This is a genomic window from Azospirillum sp. BE72, from assembly GCF_031455875.1.
Lineage (GTDB): Bacteria > Pseudomonadota > Alphaproteobacteria > Azospirillales > Azospirillaceae > Azospirillum.
Genome location: NZ_JAVDTO010000001.1, coordinates 1,132,378 through 1,149,308 on the forward strand (window position 1 = coordinate 1,132,378; position 16,931 = coordinate 1,149,308).

Genomic DNA, 16,931 nt, shown 5'->3' on the forward strand with positions numbered 1-16,931 from the left:
TGCGCGGCCGGGCTCGCGACCGGCGTCACGCTGGTGCTGGTCGAGGAATGGGAGGCGCTGGCGCGGCTGAACGCCCAGCACCTCGGCGACTGGTTTCCCCTCCTGCCCCGGCCGGTGGCAGCGCCGTCCTTCTGGGTGGCCGCGGTCGATGCTGAGGGCGAGTTCGTCGCTACCCATGGCGTGCTGCTGCTCGACTGCTCGGCGGCCAGCTTCGGCGCGCGGGTCGGGGACCTGACGGCGTTTCATGATCCTGGTGCTGCTCCGGTCGGGGAGTTCGGGTTCTGCGCCTCGCCGTCGGCTCATGAGACGCACGGGGCCGTGGCCTGGATCGTCGCCGGCTGGAACCGGCCGGACTGGCGCGGACGCGGGCTGTTCCACCTGCTGGGCGCCGTGGCGCGTCTGGTGGCGCTGGATCGCTGGTCGCCGCGCTGGGTGGTTGGGCTGGTCGATCCGGAGACGGTGCCGGTGTGGGTGCGCCGCTGCGCCGGCCGGGCGCTGTTGGAGCCCCTGCCCGCGGTGCTCTACCAGCAAGCGGGCGTCGGGCGGCTGCCGCTCCACTTCATGCGGTGGAGCCGGCCGGCGGTGTTGCTCGACCTGCAGGACGCGGCGCGGGCGCGGTCAGTGCAGGGTCTGGACATCGACAGCGGACAGCACGGCGCGGCGGCCCCGGTCCTCCCACCCATAGAGGGCGTGCGTGTAGACGAAGGGCCTGCCGACACCCGAGACGGTCACCCGGTTGAAGACCGCCTCGCCGGCGCCGATGCTCTCGGCATACTGCGCCCCGATGCTGTGCGCAAACTCGACGTGGGGATCCGCTTCGTCGGGCTGGTTGATGACGGCCCGGCCCCAGGCGCGTCCCAGCACCGACAGGGTCGGCACCCCCAGATGCCGGAAGCACAGCGGCTCGGCCGGCCCGGTGCTGGACAGGAAGGTGCAGCGGTCCATCAGGCCGGCGCGCTTCAGGAAGGCGGGCAAGGACGGGGTCAGCACACGCTGGCGCCGGCACTCCGCCACGATGGTTCGCTGCCAGTCCGTGGCCTCGCTCAGCGTCAGCCGGACGATGGTGGTCTCCGGCTGGACGGCGGGGCGCAGAGCGCCCCGGTCCTGGGCGGGGAAGGCGATGATGGTCATGCCGCGCGCTCCAGCTTCAGAGCCTCCACCGCGGCGGCGTAGGCCGCCAGGAACTGCGCCGGGGTGATGCCGGCGGCGCTGGCGCCGGCGTCGACCATGCGGCCGGTCGGCTCCTGCGGCAGGGCCAGCGTGGCGGGCGCTTCGGCCTCGAAAGCGGCGACCGTGTCGGCGAAGGCGTCGGCGTCCTGGCGCTGCTCGTTGGCGGGAGTCGCCATTCCCTCCAGCACCTTGATCGCCTGCCAAAGGATCCTGGGATGGAAGTTGCTGAGGTCTTCGTCGCTCGGCTGAGCTCCGTAGAGGATGGTGCGCTCCGCCTCGAGCGTGCCGACACTGCGCAGGAAGAGATAGCGCAGGATGGCTGCTACGCCGCGCGAGGTTTGCGGGGTGAAGTCCAGCAGACGGCTCACTGCATCGTCGTCGCGCTGCTCCAGTGGGGCACGCTCCTCCTCCGTCGCCTCTTGCGGAAGGGCATCGACAGATCGAGCGGCGTCCAACCACTCGTCGAATGCATTCAGCAGATCGGCGTCATCGGCTTTCTGACATTGGTCAATGGCTATGGCACCGCCCTGTTCACACGCCAGATCGGCGAGGCGATCTTCCAGCCACTGGCGGTATTCCCGCGTCATTCCATGCTCGTGAGCAAAGTCCAGCATGGCGCTGTGCAGATGGGACGAAACGGGCAAGAAGCGCATGAACGACAGGAAGGCCTTGCGGCATTCCGGCTCCAGCGCACGGAAAAGGCTGAGTGCCTCTTCGCGCTGTCCCTGCGCCTGATCAGGCGCCCGAGCATCCTCCACCGCACTCGCAGCGCTGTTGCGCGCGCATGCCCCCTGCATAGCCCGGGAAACCTCCTCGGGGAGTTGGTAGGCGTCTGCCCGGCGCTCAGCCTCCTCCGCCAGCTTCACATGCCGCTGCATCAGCTGCCGCAGCCCCGCCACCATTGCCAGAAACGGTTCCCGGATATCGGCGGCCAGTTGTTCGGCGCCGTCCTCGATCAGGAACAGCAGGCGCGGCCATGGACGCGAGCTGCTCTCGTCGATATTCGGCAGAAGCTCATCATCAAGCAGATCGTTCGATCTCTTGAGAAAATAGCCCAGCTTTACAATGGCGCCACTAAGATGCTGCACCGGTTCCAGTTCCAGCCAGTCTTCGATTTCGTCGAGAGCCGCTTCCGCGGCTTGGTGGTCTTCTTCGGACAGCCCTTCATCAAGGTAACGAGCGCGCGCTTGGACCCACCGTACATAGAGGCTGGCAAGGGTGTCCTGTGGCGCCTCTTCTCCAGCTTCAGGAACGGAAAGGTCAGGCCCGACGATCAACGACTGAGACCGCTTCATGTTCGCCTGAAGCATCTGCGCGTGGCGACGGAGGGACAGAACGAACATCCCGAGCACCTCGGCGTCGTTGGTCACACTGAGCATCTGCCGTACGGCCCGGCAGAGCGCCGCCGCGGCGCGTATGACGGCGACCGTTTCGTCGTACTTCTCGGGGTTGAGATCCTTGAGCGTCAGCATGTCCGCGATGATGGCGCGGTCGCGTTCCGTCACGGGCTCACCAGCATAGGGCTCGCGGTCGGCGGCTTGCCGGAAGGTCATGCCGATGCTGGGGATGATACTGGTCTCCATGGGGGAGGCAATCCGGGCAGTCTCGGCGACCTGATGCAGAAAGGCGGCGACGCGGCGAACAGCGGGAACATCGCGCTGGGGAATGTGGGTGGCGTCGTCCGGAAAGATGCGGTCCAGGATCGACGCAGCGTCCAAGATCGTGCTGGGCACGGCGGCGATGACGGTGTTCTCCAACATGCTCCATTGGGCGGCGAAGGCGTCGGCCTGTTCGTCGGTCAACGGGCCGGAACCATCGTGCTCGGCCAGCAGATCGGCGGTCTTCCGGCTGGCCTCGGCGATCGTCATTCCCAGGTGGGGGAGGGAGGTGCTTCCCAGCAGCATCGCTCGCAGGTCATGCGAGTGTTGGGTGGTGTCGCACGCGGGCGCATTGGCCGCGGGGGTTTCGGTGATGGGGGAGGGTTCCTGCTGCATTGCGTGATCTCCGGACGCGAGCAGCCGTGCGAACGCAGCTGCTGCCGCAGCCGTGCCGTTCGGAGGTGCATCGCTCGCCTTCATGGTTTTGGGCGTCTCTGCCTCCAGCAACTCGGCGTAGGGAGCCGACAGGGTGCGGGGCATGACGAGATGGGTGTCGGGCATAGCTGCCTCCGTGAATAAGCGATGCAGGAAAGCGCTTGGCCGGGGGTAGATGCCGGTGCGCTTGCCGAATAAAACCGCTGAATACAGAGGTGCGTTGAGATCCTAAATAGTACGTTTACTGAAAGGATTTCTCCCTGATGCCAGTTGAGAACTTGCCCACCGCCTGATGGATTGGCACTCGCACTCGCCCATTCCATCGAAGAGTGGGGGAGCGGCGGACAGCACCTATTTTGCCGACAGGTCGGTGCCGAACCAGCGGCCGGACAGGCGCGCGGTGGTGCCGTCCTCGGCGGCGCTGGCGATGGCCTGGGTGAAGCGGGCGGACAACTGGTCGCCCTTCCGAACGGCAACCGCCACGCCGCCACCCAATACGCCACCGCTGAAGGCAGGGCCGGCCGGGATCAGGTTCCCGCCGACGGCACGCAAGGCCTCCACCGACGTCCGGGCGGTCAGCATCGCGTCGACGCGGCCGGCGGCAAGGTCCAGGGCCGCAGCGTCCACCGTCTCGTAGAAGCGCAGCCGGACGCGGGGGAACAGCGTCTCCAGCATGGCCGCATGGTTGGTCGATACCTGCACGGCGATCACCTTCCCATCCAAAGCGCGGGCGGCACTGCTGACGATGCGCTGGCCGGCCGGGGTGGACAGGTCCGCGCGCTGCGCATCGGGCAGAGCGTCGACCAGTTCGGAGCCCGGCCGCACAGCGAACACGGCGGGATCGGCGGCATAGGCGGCGCTGAAATCGATCACGGCGGCGCGTTCGGCGGTGGCGGTGACGCCCGCCATCACGGCGTCGTACCGGCCCTGCTGCAGGCCGGGCAGGATGCCGGTCCAGTCCTGGGCCACGATGGCGCAGCGGACCCGCATCCGGCGGCACAGGTCGTTGGCCAGGTCGACCTCGAACCCGACCAGCTTGCCGTCGGCGGTGGTGGCGTTCCACGGGGCGAAGGCGCCCTCGGTGGCAATGCGCAGCACCGGGGCCGGCTCCGGCTGCTGGCTGGCGAAGGAGGCGGCGCCAGCGGCAATGGTGGCGGCAACAGCCGCGGCGGTGGCGAATAGGGCGAGGCGGCTCATGCAGGATCCTCCAGGCAAGGCGGGGGCGTTCGTGCCGGGTGGCGCGTTGTGCGGTGGCTGGCTGTTGGCGAAGGCGGCGCTGGGTAGCGTCAGGTGCCGGTCAGCCGATGGTGCGGCACGACATCTACTCGCTCCCAACCATTTATCAGTTGCCGTAACTCTCTAATGGGTTACCATAACCCCATCTAAAGGGTGCTTGCAACCCGAAAGTGGGTTCTCATAACTAATTTCTGAGGGTTCGGGATGTCGCTCACGTTGAGCCGCCAAATGAAGGCGGCGCGGGCATTGATCGGATGGGAGCAGCAACAGCTCGCGGATGCAGCAGGGGTTGCAATCAATACCATTCGACGGATGGAAGCCGGTGACGGCCCGATTAAGGCAAATGCGGAGACGTTGCGGAAGGTCGAGCGCGCACTGATGGACGCGGGCCTGGAGCTATTAAACCATGGAGCGCCGGGCGTGCGCCTGCGGGCGGTTACTGGTGAAGTGGCATCATGAAGGCTGCCGTCTTCGCGATGATCATCGACGGAGCTGATTTCTAGAATTCACTCCCGCCGTGAAGTTCGATCGTCATTGGTCCGACGGCGGCAGCAACATTGGCTGGGCTGCGGCGCCCATCTGTCCCTTACGCGGCAATGACCGGTTCGGCGCCATTCACATCGAGCAGCGCCACAGCCGCGAGATCGCGTAGCAGGGCTTCCAGGGGACGCGGACTACATCGCTTCCATCGCCGGGCACTTCAACCCTATCCGCGATGGCGGCGGGCGCTGGGTGCTGGCCTACGTCAACGGCGCGAAGAACATCGCGGTGGTGGAACTGGCGCCGTCGCCGGACGGAATGTTCTATTCCGTCATCTCGGCGCGGCCGGCCAATCGGACGTGCCTTGAAAAGAGGTTGATCTGGGAGGCGCCGCGCGGCGACGCCTCACCGGCATTCGGGGAGCCGGCCTGTTTTCCCCTTCAGTCCGTTACAGAACCCGACCGGACTGATGGAAGCGCTGCGAGCCAGATCGCGCCTGCGGAGGATCGCGTTGGGCCCAGCGCATAGCCGACCGAGGCCGGCACCGTTGATCCCTTGATCTCCGAAGGCGAATCCAATGTGACGCTGTAGCGATAGGACGGCAAGAGCAGGGGCACTGACTGGCACAATTAGCAAGCCTCGAACCGTCATGGAAACGGCAGGCGTCGAGTTCATTCCCGCCGGTTCTTATCGTGGGGAGGGCGGTCCAGGCGTCCGTCTTCGCCAAGTCATTCCGGCCGCCGGGGCCACATCCGAATGAGCTTGGTGGAGAACGAATGGACTACACTCACCTCCGGTCCAGCCTGCGCCCTGTCGCCACAGTTCATTCCCGATATCGACTCCCGGCTATAGCCCGTTCATAATCTCGGTTGCGCTGAGCCGATCCGGCTCGCGCCATGGGATAGGGGGCGGGGATGTGGCGTGCCTGGATGGTTGGATTAGGCCTAACGGCGGTGGCGCTGAGCGCTTGCCAATCGCCGCGTGGCGCAGCGAACCCGGCATTCTATTCAGGAGCAGCCGCTTCCAATGTCGGCGGGGCCGCAACATGCCGTTCTGGCCTAACAGGAATCATTTATACGGTCCATGGTGCCAACTGCTCCAACGGCGATACGCCGGTACCGCAGGGAGCTGCTGACTCTCCGATTGCGACCACGTCGGCAGCAACTCCGCCGTTGGCCACGCCAACCGCCGCTCAGCCTCAGCGCGGCTTGTCTTGTGAAGAGGCGGCGGCTCTGGGCCCGGCAAAGGCGATGAAAGTTGATGACCTGTTGGCATCCTTGCGGCCGCTCGCTCGGAAGAAGGGTGAGTTCGAAACGACAGCCGAGTATGAGGGGAAATTCACGCCCGCTCTGGAGAAGATCGCCGCAAAGGCGAGAGCAACAACCGACCAGGACCGCGTGATCCTCGCCTTCCCGATCCGGCCCAGCAGCATGTCATACGATGCTGACAAGGGGCAGATCACGATCGGTTCAACCGTCTCCCGATACATAGGGCTGTTGCCTTCGAAGTGGGCGCTCGGGGCGGAGGGGTATATCCCGACTTCCTCGAAGCGCGTCGGCTCCTCAACCTATGTCGGTTCCAATGCGTTCGGCGTGAAGAAGAACGTGATCAAGGTTGCCACAATGGACACGGGCGTCTTCATCCCCGGCAAGGCCCTGAGCGGCTGGCCGTCTGAATTTTCAGCGATAACGAAGGCCATGGCCCCGCGAGAGGCAATGGTTGCCAAGAACAGCATGTACGTGATGATGGCCGGGCGCCTTCAGCCGCCATTCGTTGTTACCGGGGAGGCTTATCAGGGGGCGACCATCAGCCTCCCAATCGAATCGGCCACGAAGGTTGAGGCCCTGAAATTTACCCCGGAGTGCGCCATCGTCTACGATGCCGGCTCCAAGCAGGTGATGGGCTCTGTACCATTCAAACGCTGATCCTCCCTGGTGGCAGGCAACCTCCCGATGACCAATTTGCCCTCCCGCGTCGCCGCCCTGGAAGTGCTGGTTGAGCAGCTGATCCTGGAGCGTATGAGGAAGCGACAACGTGTCGCTCTGGAAATTGAATCTTTACCCTGGGCGGCTATAGGTTATCCGAACTATTCAGGCGGATAACCATGGCTATCGATACCACCTTCCTGAATGTCGGCATCTACAGCATCCCCCAAGCAGCGCGACTTGTCGGGGTATCTGATGCGCGGCTTCGTTCTTGGATGGTGGGTTCTACGGTCCGCACCAAGTCCGGGCCGAAGCGCCAGCCACCTTTGTGGGCACCGCATATCCCGGAAGTAAATGGTCGTTGCGCTCTGACATTCCTCGATCTGATGGAAATCAGGCTTGTAAAGCGCCTTCTGGATCATGAGAAAGGAATGGGACTTCCTCGTATTCGAGAAGCGCTCTCTAATTACCGAAAGGTTAGCGGCGGCGATCATCCGCTGCTGAACAAGAAGCTATTTACTGACGGAACATACCTTTATAATGGAGCGGTCGACGAAAACGGAAAGCCGCTGCTAAATTTGAACAAATGGCAGTTTGTGTTCGAGGCTGTTGTTGCCCCGACCCTTGAGGCGGTAGATATTGGTGATAATGATTTGCCGTATCGTTGGTGGCCGAAGGGAAAAGACGGGCTTATTGTGCTCGATCCGACTCAGTCATTTGGCGATCCAGTTCTGGCTGATAGCCGCGTTCCAACAGCTGCGATAGTTCAGGCATTTGCCGTAGAAGAATCGGCAGATCGAGTTGCGCGTTGGTACCGGATATCCGTCGATCAGGTACGGGCAGCTATGCTGTTTGAAAGCGATCTTGCCGCGCGGAGGATTGCGGCGTGAAGCTGTTGTTGAGCGATGATCTTCCCCCAGCGTTGTCGGAAGGACTGAACACGATCATCCAACTCAGTCATGACAATTATCATGTCGGGCATGCCTTCGATTTACGTGCTGATGATGGGGGAAATAATTTGCCGTGGCAAGTCAAAGCGGCTGAGCGCGGCTGGATGGTTTTAACCAATTTTCGAGATATCGAAAAACATCCACAGCGCCTTTCAGCTTGGCTTGAGTCTCATCTCGTCGTTTTCTTTCCAACTGCAAAATTTTGCGCCTGCACATTTCCGGCGCGTTCCGCGGTTATACTTGCTCTGATCCCCGAGCTTCGAAAGATATATCTCGCCCGTTCCGGTGGTGCCGCTTACTCGATTGGCCCCGGAAAGATCAAGAAGATTGCGTAGGCCGCCCGCCACCCGGCCGGCGGGCTTCCTTATACTCACCTCATTCCTCAAGTCGGCTTGACCTCCATCCATTCCGAACCTCGAGAATCGCAGTAGCGCGCCGTCATCGCTGGGGATTTGTGGCCGAGCAGCATCTGCGCATTGATGCCCTGCTCGTGATAGAGCCGGGCGGCCAGCGAGCGGATCTCGTGGAAGCTGGGCGGCGTGTTGCCAGCAGGCCAACTGCGGCCGCTCTTGTCCCTGGCCTCGGCAAACCACGCGCTCACGGTGTGGCGCCGGATCGGGTCTCCGGGTTTGGCGCGGCCGGCGTGGGCGTTGTGGTGGATGAAATGGCGGGAGAGGATGTTGTCCCGACACCGCGCGATCACCTCGCCAACCGACCAGCCGACCGCCTGCAGCCGCAGCTCCAGCGGGATGCAGATGCGGACGCTATGTCGTTCGGTCTTCTTCGGCACGATCCAGAGCTTGCCGTCGCGCACATCGCGCGGCCCCATCGCGATCAGGTCCTCTCGCCGCTGGCCGGTGACGAGCGCCAACTCCATCACCCTAGCGAGCCACGGCGCATAGTCCTTCACCGCGACGGCATGGATGGCGCGGAAGTCGTCCAGGGTCAGACGGGCGCGCTGCACCTCCGCCGGCGCCACCTTCGTGTCGGTGACAGGGTTGAGCGTCACCCACCCCTTCGACTTGGCGACGGTGAACAGGTCGAGCAGGAATGCGCGGACCGACTGCGCCATCCGCAGCTTGCCGCGCTCTTCCCAGGCGGTCAGATAATCGGCGACGTCGCGGGTGGTGATGCTATCGATGCGCCGTTCGCCCAGCGCCGTCCGTAAATGGCGGCTCCTCTGCGACACATGCTCGTGGGTGGCCTTCTTGATCCGGCCAGCTTCCTTGCGGCTGTCGATGATGCCGGAGTAGAGGTCGCAGAACGCGCCGACGCTGTTGTTGGGGCCGGTGGTGAGGCGATCGACTAGCCGGCGCTTGTTCTGCAGCCCCTCCACCACGAGGTTGGCCTCGATGGCCTGCTCGACGGCGCTGCGCCGGTCGCGACCGAGACCATGTTCCCTGCCGGTCTGCGGGTCGCGCCACGAGTAATAGCCGGAGCGCTCGTACAGGTTCGCGGGCAGGCTTTTGTTCCTCGGGCTCCGCGGACGGCCTGCTGCGATCGCTTCCGTCCTAGGCTGTTCGAATCGGGCGAGATGATCTGAGGTCTCGGTGGGGGAGGCTTCAGCCCGAAATCGAGCGCTTGCGGGCAGGTAGTAGGAGCGGCCGTGGCGTTCGGGTGCCGGATAGATCCTGCAATCACGTGCCCAGCGTCTGAGTGTGGCGAGCGAAGGTGGGTTGTCGCCATACACCCTCTCGGCCCATTCGGGGAGGGTCAGAAGCTTGTCCATGCTCGCCTCGCATATCCTTCACGGAAGGTGGTGCGGCGAGTTGCCTGAATCGGCTGACCGGAAGCGGTATGGAGCCGGATTGTCGGTGCTGATCGGCGCTTCCTTGGAGACGGGGCGGCCCGGCAACAACGGCCCGGCACAACCCACCGACCGGCAGTAATTTCCCATGCGAACAGGGCGCGAACATTCGAGGCGCCCGTGTTGCATCCGTGTTGCATGGAGTTTTCGGGAATGGTCGGAAAACGGCGGATTTGCTGGGTTTCGCCATGAAACGCGATGCAACACGGCCATAAGGGGATTTCTCCCGCTATGGCATTGTTTCTGCAACGTTTTCTACCGTTCAGTTCGCGAAACGTCCTCAGAACGGCATGATGATGTCGTACAGCTGCTGGCCGTAGCGCGGCTGCTGGACGTCGGTGATCTGGCCGCGGCCGCCGTAGGAGATGCGGGCCTCCGCAATCTTCTCGTAGCTGATGGTGTTCTGGGCGGTGATGTCCTCGGGACGGATCACGCCGTGGATCTGCAGGTCGCGGACCTCGAAATTCACCCGGACTTCCTGGCGGCCCTGGATGACGAGGTTGCCGTTGGGCAGGGATTGCGTCACCAGAGCCGCGACCTTCAGGTCGATCTGCTCGTTGCGGTCGACCGAGCCCTTGCCGTCGTTCGAGCTGTTGCTGGTCAGGTCCACCAGGTTGGCGGCCGAGGCGCCGGCCGGCAGGACGCGGCTGAGGGTGGCGCCTTCCAGCCCGAACAGGCTCGGCATGCCGGCATCCTCGGAATTGGCGCGCGACCGTTTGCTGGAGTTGGCGACCTTGGCGCTGTCGTCGATCGAGATGTTGATGGTCAGGATGTCGCCGACCTTGTTGGCGCGCTGGTCCTTGAAGAAGGCCTTCGAACCGTTCCGCCACAGCGAGTTCGGGTTGCGCTCCGTCGGCAGCGGGGTCGGCATCGGCAGGCTGACCGGCTGGTAGCCGGGCTTGGCCTGCGGGTCCTGGATGCTCGACATTTCCGGCGCCTTGCCGATGTCGGCGATGCGCGAGGCGGCGCCGCAGGCGGTCAGCGAGGTGGCGGCGGCGGCGATCATCGCGAAGCGGATCAGGCGGGCGGTCTTGGTGGCGGACATTGGAGCTTTCTCCTCACTGCGCGATGGTGCCGGGCTTTGCCACGGCGACGACGTTGGGGCCTGCGACCGTCGCTTCGACGATGCGGTTGGATTGGGTGTTCACGACGCGGATGACCTCGCCCTTGCCGCCGTCCTGCAGGGCCTTGCCCTGGGTGGTCAGCGTCATGGACGGCGTCGACAGGGTGATGGTGACCAGGGATCCCTTGTCGATCATGCGCGGCGATTGCAGGTCGCGCAGGCGGACGGGCTGGTTGGTGGACACGCCGCGCCGGGGCGTCATCCCGATCAGCTGGGCATCGGTGGCGGCGGTGTCGCTGGTGGTCTGGTCGGCGCGCACGTCCTGCCAGTCGATGTCGCCCGGGCCGATGACGTCGCCGGGAATGACGCGGCGCGACAGCACCGGGATCTGCACCACGCCGAAGGCGCGGCCCGACACCGGCAGGCGGATTTGGCTGCCCGTCACCACGATCTCGGCGGCGAAGCGGCCCTGGACCGGGCTGTAATAGAGGTTCTCCACCGCCAGCCCGCCGGCGCCCTGCGGCGCCCGCAGTTCCACCGCGCGGCTGTCCAGCTCCATCTGGAGCCGGCCGACCGTGACCACCCGCGACAGCGCGTCCGACAGCACCGCCTCGACATGCGGCATGCCGTAGACGACGTCCGGAACCGGTGCCGTCGCACCCGCGGCCGGAGCCGTGGCGGCCATCGCCGCGACCGGGGCGGTCAGCAGGGCGGCGCCGAGGATCAGGGCGGGCAGGCGGCGGGTGGCGAGGTGGCGGATCATGGCGGTGGTTCCCGAATTCGAGGCTGAGGCGAGGCGCCGGCGGTGCCGCCGTTACCTCATCTGGCTGGCCTGCTGCATCATCTCGTCGGTGGTCTTGATGACCTTGGAGTTCATCTCGTACGCGCGCTGCGCGGTGATCAGGGTGGTGATCTCCTGCACGACGTTGACGTTGGAGGTCTCCAGGGCACCCTGGGTGACGCGGCCGAAGCCGGGGGCGCCGGGGTTGCCGGTCACGGCCTGGCCGGAGGCGCCGGATTCCATGAACAGGTTGTCGCCGGTGGCTTCCAGACCGGCGGCGTTGGCGAAGGTGGCGAGCTGGAGCTGCCCGACATTCTGCGTGGCGGTCTGGCCGTCCAGCTTGATCAGCACCTCGCCCGACGAGTTGATGGAGATGTCCACCGCGTTGGTCGGGATGGTGATGTTCGGCTGGATCGGATAGCCGTCGGCGGTGACGATCATGCCCTCGGGCGACAGCTTGAAGTTGCCGGCGCGGGTGTAGGCCGTGTCGCCGCTGGGCAGCGTCACCTGGAAGTAGCCCGACCCGTTGATCGCCACGTCCAGCTTGTTGTCGGTGATGTTCAGGTTGCCCTGTTCCAGCACGCGGGCCACCGCGGCGACGCGCACGCCGGCACCCACCTGCACGCCGGTCGGCACGATGGTGCCGGCATCCGACGAGGTCGAGCCGATGCGGCGGAAGTTCTGGTACAGCAGGTCCTGGAATTCTGCCCGCTGCTTCTTGTAGCCGGTGGTGGTCGAGTTGGCGATGTTGTTGGAGATCGTCTCGACGTTGAGCTGCTGGGCGATCATGCCGGTGGCGCCGATGGCGAGGCTGCGCATGGTGGTCTTCTCCTCTCGTCGTCGGTCTGGTTCAGACGCTGCGGCCCAGCCGCTGAAGCATCGTGCGGATGCGCTCGTGTTCGTTGTCCATCAGCTTCTGTGCGGACATGTACTGGCGCTGGAGCTCGATCATCTGCGTCATCTCGACCACTGGCTTCACGTTCGAACCTTCTAGCAATCCCTGTGCCACTTTGGTCTCGACCGGGGCGGGCTCGGGCTGCTCGTCGCTGACGTACAGGCCGCTGCCGACTTCGGTCATCAGCTGCTCGTTCTTGAAGGTGACGATGTTCAGCTTGCCCACCGGGCCCAACTCGGTGGCGACGGTGCCGTCGCCGCTGACCTTCACGTCGCTGGTGCCGGCCGGGATGGTGATGGGCTGGCCGTTGTTGGCCAGGACAGGCAGGCCGCCGGCATCCACCAGCTGGCGCTGGTCGTTCAGGCGGAAATTGCCGGCGCGGGTGTAGCGGGGGCCGCTTGCGGTATCGACGGTGAAGTAACCCTGGCCGGTCAGCGCCAGATCCAGCGGATTGCCGGTCTGGGTCATGGCGCCGTTGGACAGGTCGCGCACCACGGCGCGGTCCTGGACGAAGCTGACCTTCTCATGCAGGCCGGGCTTTTCCAGGAATTCGGTGAACAGCATCCGCTGGTTCTTGTAGCCGGTCGTGTTGACGTTCGCGATGTTGTTCGACGTCACGTCCAACTGGCGCCGCAGGGCCATCTGATGCGACAGGGCGACGTAGATCGAATTTTCCATCTTGCGGCCTCTTCACCTTGCGAACGGATCGGGCGACTGCGTCCGACCGGCGAAAGGGGTGTTGCAGGCGCCGTGCCAACTTCGCCGAACCCCTGGAGCTGCTGAATCCGGGCAAGGCGGTGGCGGTCCCGCCGGATGGGGCAGGGGATGCCGGGCAGAATCTGCCGGGGTATGGGCGTTCCTTGCCGGGTTCTGCCGGGCAAGACTCTCCCGTTCCCGCCGCACGGCTGGTGCGGCAGGGCGATGGACGGCAGCCCCGCGACCCCGAGGGGGACGGCGGGCGGCCGGGGGCGGAGTCCGGACGTGGTCTGGCCTTGCGCGGACTGGCCTTGCGCGGCCGGGCGGTGGCGGACTGCCGGGCAGGCCCAATCAAGAACCGTGCCGAAACCGCCACAACAGGGTGAAACCTGCTCGTCCGGGGTGTCCCATCAGCCACTCGAAAGGAGTTATTAACTATCCCAAAAGTAGCTTTGGCATGGACAGACGGTAGGGCAGGCGGATGCCTGTGCCTGTTGCGCACCTCGAACGATCCAGGATGTCATGGCTGCCGAAACCGACGCAGGCGAACTTTCGACCGATGGCCTGCCGCGGAAGAAGTTCAGCGGCAAGAAGCTGGTTCTGTTCGTCGTCCTTCCCCTGGTCCTGCTGATCGGCGCCGGTGCCGGCGTCTATTTCTCCGGCCTGCTCGACGGCCTGCTGGGCAAGGAGGAACAGGCGGCCGAGGGCGAGCATGCCGCGGCGGAAGGCGAACACGCTGCCGAGCCCGGCAAGCCCGATCCGCATGCGGCCCCGGTCTTCTACGACCTGCCGGACATGCTGGTGAACCTGAACACCGGCAACAAGCGTCCGGCCTTCCTGAAGATCAAGATCTCCATCCAGCTGTCGAAGCCGGAGGATGTCGGTGCGGTCGAACATGTGCTGCCGCGCATCATCGACAACTTTCAGGTCTATCTGCGCGAATTGCGGCTGGAGGATTTGCGCGGCTCGGCCGGCATGTACCGGTTGCGCCAGGAACTGCTGCTGCGCATCACCGCCGCCGCCTATCCGGTGAAGGTGAAGGACGTGCTGTTCAAGGAAATGCTGGTCCAGTGAGGGCCCGGTCAGGTGGGGATGTGGACCGATGAGCGACACCGGTGAACTGAGCGAGGAAGAACGGCTTGCCGCCGAATGGGCGGCATTGGCCGAGGACAGCGGCGATGTCGGCGACATGGGCGGCGGCGGGTCGACCCGCGTCCTGAACCAGGACGAGATCGACAGCCTGCTGGGCTTCGACCAGGGCGGCGCCGGCGACGGCGACAACTCCGGCATCATGGCGCTGGTCAACTCGGCGCTGGTCAACTACGAACGCCTGCCCATGCTGGAGGTGGTCTTCGACCGCCTCGTCCGCATGATGTCCACGTCCTTGCGCAACTTCACCTCCGACAACGTCGAGGTCAGCCTCGACCAGATTTCCTCGGTCCGTTTCGGCGATTACCTGAACTCCATTCCACTGCCGGCGATGCTGTCGGTCTTCAAGGCGGAGGAGTGGGACAATTACGGCCTGATGGTCGTCGATTCCGCGCTGATCTATTCCATCGTCGACGTGCTGCTGGGCGGCCGGCGCGGCACGGCGGCGATGCGCATCGAGGGGCGTCCCTACACCACCATCGAACGCAACCTCGTGGAACGCATGGTCCATGTGGTGCTGTCCGACCTGTCCGCCGCCTTCGATCCGCTGTCGCCCGTCACCTTCCGCTTCGACCGGCTGGAGACCAACCCGCGCTTCGCCACCATCGCGCGGCCCGCCAACGCGGCGGTGCTGGTCAAGCTGCGCATCGACATGGAGGATCGCGGCGGCCGGCTGGAGCTGATGATCCCCTACGCGACGCTGGAGCCGGTGCGTGAGCTGCTGCTCCAGATGTTCATGGGCGAAAAGTTCGGCCGTGACTCGATCTGGGAAACCCACTTGGCGTCCGAGCTGATGGTGACGGACGTCGACCTGTCGGCCGTGCTGGACGAGGTGACGATGACCCTGCACGACGTGCTGAACTGGCGCGTCGGCACCCGCATCCTGCTGAACGCGACCCCCGACGGCGCCATCGAGCTGCGCTGCGGCGACGTGTCGATGTTCCAGGGGCGGATGGGGCGCAAGGGCGGGCACATCGCCGTCCGCCTGGAAAAGGAACTGCCCAAGCAGGAGGTCATGAGGTTATGAGTCCGCTGGTCTCCATCATCATCGACGTCGTGATGGTCGGCCTGCTGGCCGCGACCATCGCCTATGCGATCATCCTCAACCGGCAGATCATCGCGCTGCGCGAAAGCCGCGGCGAGATGGCCGAACTGATCCAGGGCCTGAACGACGCGATGGCGCGGGCGGAGACCGGCGTGCGCACGCTGAAGAAGGCGGCCAGCGACACCGGCGAGGATCTTCAGCGCACGGTGAACAAGGCGCAAACCCTGCGCGACGAGTTGGAATTCATGATCGAGGCGGCCGACGCGCTGGCCAACCGGCTGGGCGGCATCGGCGACCGTGACGGTGGACGTGATGGCGGCCGGCGCGATGGCGGACGTGATGGCGGGCGCTCCAACGCCGTGGCGCCGACGCTCGCCTCGCGCATCCCGGCCAAGGCGCCGCTGGTCGCTCCGCGCCCGGCCCTGCGCAGCCTGCCGGTCGAGGATGATCACGACCACGACGACCACGCCCCGCCGCCGGCCCGGCTGGATGCGCCGCCGCGGCGCGCCGCCGCCCGTGCCGAACCGCCGGCCGAGGCGCGCGATCCCATCACCCGTGATGGCGAGAGCCTGTCGCGGGCCGAACGCGAACTTCTGCAGGCGATCGAGAATGCCGGTAAGGGGCTCGGATGACCATGCCCACCAGTGACGGCAAGCCCGCTGCGGCGGGTGCTTCCCAGGAACAGAAGGTCGTGATCCGCCCGGCCGGTGCCGCGCCGACCGGCATCCGCACCTCTTCCACGCTGGCGGCGGCCCAGCAGGCGCAATTGCCGGCGGTGCGTCCCGCCGCAGGCAAGGTGCCGGCGAAGAAGGGCAAGGCGAAGGCCAAGCCGCGCAAGCCGGCGACGCCGCGCGTGCCGCTGACCGAGCGGCTGCGGGCGCGGCTGCGCGGCTTCCGCTTCCGCCTGTTGCCGCTGACCATCTTCGTCGCGGTGATGATGCTGGGGGTCCGGGTCGGCGACCTGTGGCGCCTCGCCACCCATGATGCCCGCCTGCCGGACTTTCCGGTCAGCCTCGCCCAGGGCCCGCAAAGCTCCACCCCGGCGACACCGCCCGCCCTGACCGTGGCCCAAGCTTCCGCTCAGCCTCCCGCCGCCGCCACCAAGCCGGCCAGCAAGGATGCCCCACCGGCCCCCGGCGGGTCGAGCGGTGCCGCGAATGCCCCCGCCACCAACGCTCCGGCCACCCCTCCGGCCCCGCTCGGTCCGATCAACAACCAGGAACTGCTTCAGCATTTCGCCGACCGTCGCGCCGAGATCGAGCGCCGCACCAAGGAGATGGAGCAGCGCGAAGCCCTGCTGGCCGCCGCCGAGAAGCGGATCGACCAGAAGGTGGCGGAGATGGAAAAGACCCGCGCCGACATCCAGAAGCTGATGGCCCAGGGCGACGAGAAACAGTCGGCCCAGTTGGAAAGCCTGGTGAAGATCTACGAGACGATGAAGCCAAAGGAAGCGGCCCGCATCTTCGAGGAACTCGACATGCCGGTTCTGCTGGGCGTTATCCAGAAGATGAAGGAACAGAAGACCGCGCCGATCCTGGCCGCAATGGATCCGGTCAAGGCCAAGGAGGTCACCTCGGCCCTGGTCGAACGCCGCGTGCCGCTGACGGCGACGGTGACGGCGCCGAAGTAAGTTCCATTCGGCGAGGTCAGGCCCCCACCCTAACCCTCCCCCGCTGGGCGGGGGAGGGGACAAGTGCTTGT

The 16,931-nt window shown here is 65.4% G+C and carries 17 protein-coding genes; 9 read left to right on the forward strand and 8 right to left on the reverse strand.

The window, feature by feature from the left end; genetic code table 11:
* Nucleotides 1-618: 618 nt before the first annotated feature.
* From J2Y49_RS05580 to J2Y49_RS05590, 3 genes are all read right to left on the reverse strand, one after another.
* The gene (locus tag J2Y49_RS05580) at nucleotides 619-1,131 is read right to left on the reverse strand and encodes a hypothetical protein (RefSeq protein WP_310113078.1); all 513 of its coding nucleotides are present in this window, start codon (nucleotides 1,129-1,131) and stop codon (nucleotides 619-621) included.
* Nucleotides 1,128-3,329 carry a hypothetical protein gene (locus J2Y49_RS05585; protein ID WP_310113080.1) on the reverse strand — a complete coding sequence of 734 codons (2,202 nt, stop codon included), beginning with the start codon at nucleotides 3,327-3,329 and terminating at the stop codon, nucleotides 1,128-1,130. The genes J2Y49_RS05580 and J2Y49_RS05585 overlap by 4 nt, the downstream gene beginning before the upstream one ends.
* 225 nt (nucleotides 3,330-3,554) lie before the next feature.
* A complete protein-coding gene (locus tag J2Y49_RS05590; RefSeq protein ID WP_310113081.1) occupies nucleotides 3,555-4,400 on the reverse strand; it encodes a transporter substrate-binding domain-containing protein in 846 nt (281 codons plus the stop codon).
* Nucleotides 4,401-4,643: 243 nt separating this feature from the next.
* On the opposite strand from J2Y49_RS05590, the gene J2Y49_RS05595 reads away from it, so the two are divergent.
* From J2Y49_RS05595 to J2Y49_RS05615, 5 genes are all read left to right on the forward strand, one after another.
* Entirely contained in the window at nucleotides 4,644-4,898 is a 255-nt protein-coding gene (locus J2Y49_RS05595) for a helix-turn-helix domain-containing protein (RefSeq protein ID WP_310113082.1), read from the forward strand.
* 273 nt (nucleotides 4,899-5,171) lie between these two features.
* Complete coding sequence (locus J2Y49_RS05600; RefSeq protein ID WP_310113084.1) at nucleotides 5,172-5,447, forward strand: hypothetical protein; 276 nt, start codon at nucleotides 5,172-5,174, stop codon at nucleotides 5,445-5,447.
* Nucleotides 5,448-6,091: 644 nt separating this feature from the next.
* Nucleotides 6,092-6,844 carry a hypothetical protein gene (locus J2Y49_RS05605; protein WP_310113086.1) on the forward strand — a complete coding sequence of 251 codons (753 nt, stop codon included), beginning with the start codon at nucleotides 6,092-6,094 and terminating at the stop codon, nucleotides 6,842-6,844.
* Nucleotides 6,845-7,023: 179 nt separating this feature from the next.
* The gene (locus J2Y49_RS05610; protein WP_310113087.1) at nucleotides 7,024-7,734 is read left to right on the forward strand and encodes a DUF433 domain-containing protein; all 711 of its coding nucleotides are present in this window, start codon (nucleotides 7,024-7,026) and stop codon (nucleotides 7,732-7,734) included.
* Nucleotides 7,731-8,129 (forward strand): hypothetical protein, encoded by a 399-nt coding sequence (locus J2Y49_RS05615; protein WP_310113088.1) that lies wholly within the window; start codon nucleotides 7,731-7,733, stop codon nucleotides 8,127-8,129. Before J2Y49_RS05610 ends, J2Y49_RS05615 begins: the two co-directional genes overlap by 4 nt.
* A 47-nt stretch (nucleotides 8,130-8,176) precedes the next feature.
* Here the strand turns inward: J2Y49_RS05615 and J2Y49_RS05620 are convergent, their stop codons facing one another.
* From J2Y49_RS05620 to flgF, 5 genes are all read right to left on the reverse strand, one after another.
* Nucleotides 8,177-9,523 (reverse strand): excisionase, encoded by a 1,347-nt coding sequence (locus J2Y49_RS05620; RefSeq protein ID WP_310113089.1) that lies wholly within the window; start codon nucleotides 9,521-9,523, stop codon nucleotides 8,177-8,179.
* Nucleotides 9,524-9,881: 358 nt separating this feature from the next.
* The gene (gene flgH / locus J2Y49_RS05625; protein ID WP_310113090.1) at nucleotides 9,882-10,646 is read right to left on the reverse strand and encodes a flagellar basal body L-ring protein FlgH; all 765 of its coding nucleotides are present in this window, start codon (nucleotides 10,644-10,646) and stop codon (nucleotides 9,882-9,884) included.
* 13 nt (nucleotides 10,647-10,659) lie between these two features.
* Nucleotides 10,660-11,427, reverse strand: a complete 768-nt coding sequence (gene flgA, locus J2Y49_RS05630) for a flagellar basal body P-ring formation chaperone FlgA (RefSeq protein ID WP_310113092.1) — start codon at nucleotides 11,425-11,427, stop codon at nucleotides 10,660-10,662.
* Nucleotides 11,428-11,478: 51 nt separating this feature from the next.
* Nucleotides 11,479-12,264, reverse strand: a complete 786-nt coding sequence (gene flgG / locus J2Y49_RS05635; protein ID WP_310113093.1) for a flagellar basal-body rod protein FlgG — start codon at nucleotides 12,262-12,264, stop codon at nucleotides 11,479-11,481.
* A 31-nt stretch (nucleotides 12,265-12,295) separates the two neighbouring features.
* Nucleotides 12,296-13,018 (reverse strand): flagellar basal-body rod protein FlgF, encoded by a 723-nt coding sequence (gene flgF / locus J2Y49_RS05640; protein ID WP_310113094.1) that lies wholly within the window; start codon nucleotides 13,016-13,018, stop codon nucleotides 12,296-12,298.
* A 540-nt stretch (nucleotides 13,019-13,558) separates the two neighbouring features.
* Here flgF and J2Y49_RS05645 point away from each other — a divergent pair.
* Genes J2Y49_RS05645 through J2Y49_RS05660 form a run of 4 tightly spaced genes read left to right on the forward strand, consistent with a single transcriptional unit; the run spans nucleotide 13,559 to nucleotide 16,860 of the window.
* Nucleotides 13,559-14,110: a flagellar basal body-associated FliL family protein gene (locus J2Y49_RS05645; RefSeq protein WP_310113095.1), complete on the forward strand. Its 552-nt coding sequence runs from the start codon at nucleotides 13,559-13,561 to the stop codon at nucleotides 14,108-14,110.
* A 28-nt stretch (nucleotides 14,111-14,138) separates the two neighbouring features.
* Nucleotides 14,139-15,212: a flagellar motor switch protein FliM gene (gene fliM / locus J2Y49_RS05650; RefSeq protein ID WP_085089732.1), complete on the forward strand. Its 1,074-nt coding sequence runs from the start codon at nucleotides 14,139-14,141 to the stop codon at nucleotides 15,210-15,212.
* Nucleotides 15,209-15,862, forward strand: a complete 654-nt coding sequence (locus J2Y49_RS05655; protein WP_310113098.1) for a DUF6468 domain-containing protein — start codon at nucleotides 15,209-15,211, stop codon at nucleotides 15,860-15,862. Before fliM ends, J2Y49_RS05655 begins: the two co-directional genes overlap by 4 nt.
* Nucleotides 15,859-16,860 carry a magnesium transporter MgtE N-terminal domain-containing protein gene (locus J2Y49_RS05660; protein ID WP_310113100.1) on the forward strand — a complete coding sequence of 334 codons (1,002 nt, stop codon included), beginning with the start codon at nucleotides 15,859-15,861 and terminating at the stop codon, nucleotides 16,858-16,860. Before J2Y49_RS05655 ends, J2Y49_RS05660 begins: the two co-directional genes overlap by 4 nt.
* The last annotated feature ends 71 nt before the right edge of the window (nucleotides 16,861-16,931 follow it).

What these genes read in the sequence shown, in the direction of transcription:
- J2Y49_RS05580 (WP_310113078.1), bottom strand. Translation starts at nt 1,131, where the DNA reads ATGACCATCATCGCCTTCCCCGCCCAGGACCGGGGCGCTCTGCGCCCC.
- J2Y49_RS05585 (WP_310113080.1), bottom strand. Translation starts at nt 3,329, where the DNA reads ATGCCCGACACCCATCTCGTCATGCCCCGCACCCTGTCGGCTCCCTAC.
- J2Y49_RS05590 (WP_310113081.1), bottom strand. Translation starts at nt 4,400, where the DNA reads ATGAGCCGCCTCGCCCTATTCGCCACCGCCGCGGCTGTTGCCGCCACC.
- J2Y49_RS05595 (WP_310113082.1), top strand. Translation starts at nt 4,644, where the DNA reads ATGTCGCTCACGTTGAGCCGCCAAATGAAGGCGGCGCGGGCATTGATC.
- J2Y49_RS05610 (WP_310113087.1), top strand. Translation starts at nt 7,024, where the DNA reads ATGGCTATCGATACCACCTTCCTGAATGTCGGCATCTACAGCATCCCC.
- J2Y49_RS05620 (WP_310113089.1), bottom strand. Translation starts at nt 9,523, where the DNA reads ATGGACAAGCTTCTGACCCTCCCCGAATGGGCCGAGAGGGTGTATGGC.
- flgH (WP_310113090.1), bottom strand. Translation starts at nt 10,646, where the DNA reads ATGTCCGCCACCAAGACCGCCCGCCTGATCCGCTTCGCGATGATCGCC.
- flgA (WP_310113092.1), bottom strand. Translation starts at nt 11,427, where the DNA reads ATGATCCGCCACCTCGCCACCCGCCGCCTGCCCGCCCTGATCCTCGGC.
- flgG (WP_310113093.1), bottom strand. Translation starts at nt 12,264, where the DNA reads ATGCGCAGCCTCGCCATCGGCGCCACCGGCATGATCGCCCAGCAGCTC.
- flgF (WP_310113094.1), bottom strand. Translation starts at nt 13,018, where the DNA reads ATGGAAAATTCGATCTACGTCGCCCTGTCGCATCAGATGGCCCTGCGG.
- J2Y49_RS05645 (WP_310113095.1), top strand. Translation starts at nt 13,559, where the DNA reads ATGGCTGCCGAAACCGACGCAGGCGAACTTTCGACCGATGGCCTGCCG.
- fliM (WP_085089732.1), top strand. Translation starts at nt 14,139, where the DNA reads ATGAGCGACACCGGTGAACTGAGCGAGGAAGAACGGCTTGCCGCCGAA.
- J2Y49_RS05655 (WP_310113098.1), top strand. Translation starts at nt 15,209, where the DNA reads ATGAGTCCGCTGGTCTCCATCATCATCGACGTCGTGATGGTCGGCCTG.
- J2Y49_RS05660 (WP_310113100.1), top strand. Translation starts at nt 15,859, where the DNA reads ATGACCATGCCCACCAGTGACGGCAAGCCCGCTGCGGCGGGTGCTTCC.